This window comes from Candidatus Limnocylindrus sp. (assembly GCF_040397235.1).
In the GTDB taxonomy this organism is placed as follows: domain Bacteria; phylum Chloroflexota; class Limnocylindria; order Limnocylindrales; family Limnocylindraceae; genus Limnocylindrus.
Genome location: NZ_JBBAWH010000014.1, coordinates 1 through 1,458 on the forward strand (window position 1 = coordinate 1; position 1,458 = coordinate 1,458).

Consider the following 1,458-nt stretch of genomic DNA (forward strand, 5'->3'; position numbering starts at 1 on the left):
CACGGGAAAAGCTCAAAAAACCCTCCTCGCGTCACGGGCCGTCTTGGCCCTGAAGACGTCCCTTGCCACTCCGCCGTGCACGCCAGGTACGTGGTCCCCGGCCGCACTCTCTTCGTATTTCGCACCGCCTACATGGATACGACCGCCAACGACCCTTGGAGGTCGCGCCGCGGCCTCATCTCACACGTGTGGATTGCACAACATCAACCCTTTGCACAGGCACGTTTGCCACATGTACGGCCAGAGCGAGTTTCCAGATTCAGTCTTCAATGTGGATCCGGCACACAGAGAGCCCGGCGAGACAGCGCAGCGCGCAGGCGTCGTGCTGCCGGCGCTCGCGGAGCTTAGTAGCCACATGTCGCAGCTGGTTCAGCGGCACGGCGCGGCCGCTGTTGTGGCGGAGCTCCTCAAGGTGGTGCCCGCCCGGCAATTGCGTGCTGCTTGCGACGCAGCCTGGGGCGTGCGTCCAGACGATCCCGACGAGCAAGCGCGCCTCATCGCCATGGGCGAGGCCGCTCCCGTCGTGACGCCTCAGACTGCACACGGGCGTACGGTTGGCATCCTGGATCGGCGTTCGCCGATCAGTGCAGCTGTTCCGTTTGAAGCACATGGCATTATTATCCGCCAATGCTGGCACTGCGAGCCAGGGTTTGGCCGGCAGGACCTAGCGTCTCAATGCGACGCGACGGTGCTGCTCGAGTCGGACGAGATGAAGGCCGAGCTCGCGGCGCTGAAGCTGGGTGTGGACGAACGGGAGGCTGTGGAGGGTGTCTCGGCGGAGGCACGGAAGGCAGCGCGGTACTGCATGTACCGCAAGTACGTTGGCGAGCAGTGGGGCGTTGTTGGCCGCGGCAAGCGCATCCGCCTTGCGCCGTGCGTCGTGGAGGCCATCAGAGATTCGTTTCGCGAGCCTGGCTGTCTCTGTGCGTTTGGTGGGCCGCTGTTCTCGTGCACGAGCCACGGGTATACGGGCCACCGCGATTTGCCCGAGAGTGAGTAGATACTTGGTGTTGGCTGTGAGAGCTCTACTGAATTTGTAAAACATGTCTACAGCCCATGCAGCCCAGCGGTAACCTGAAGCTGTACCGCTGCAAGAGGCCGGCGGCGCACGGGCTCTCTCGCCCCAGTTGTTTGCGCAGCTGCAGGCGTTTCCGGCTTCTTCCGCTTCCGGTCCACAATTTTTGGACGCTCCGCCATTGGGAGAGCCACCAGCGGCGGCGGCACTGCAGTCAAAGCCGTGACATCTGCGGCTTGCGCAGGCACGGGTGTCCGCGCCTGAGCCTGAGCCTGTGCCTGTGCCTGTGCCTGTGCCGGCGCCCGCGTCGCACCCTGCTCGGTCCCTCCCAGCGCTGCAAAGTGCAGATTCGTGTTGATCTGTGCGACGCGGAAGATCACCTTCGATGCGGCTGTCGGGTCTTCGCTCCTGAGCCGCTTCAGCTCACGCGACATGAATGCGCA

General features: G+C 63.8%; 1 protein-coding gene and 1 pseudogene. One reads left to right on the forward strand and one right to left on the reverse strand.

Translation table 11 applies throughout. The annotated features are described in order from the left end of the window. The first annotated feature begins 232 nt into the window (after nt 1-232). Nucleotides 233-1,000 carry a hypothetical protein gene (locus tag AC3LB0_RS05925; RefSeq protein WP_488650241.1) on the forward strand — a complete coding sequence of 256 codons (768 nt, stop codon included), beginning with the start codon at nt 233-235 and terminating at the stop codon, nt 998-1,000. A gap of 47 nt (nt 1,001-1,047) precedes the next feature. Here AC3LB0_RS05925 and AC3LB0_RS05930 read toward each other — a convergent pair. Then, nucleotides 1,048-1,458, reverse strand: a pseudogene (locus AC3LB0_RS05930) (hypothetical protein); the annotation flags it as partial.

What these genes read in the sequence shown, in the direction of transcription:
- AC3LB0_RS05925 (WP_488650241.1), top strand. Translation starts at nt 233, where the DNA reads ATGTACGGCCAGAGCGAGTTTCCAGATTCAGTCTTCAATGTGGATCCG.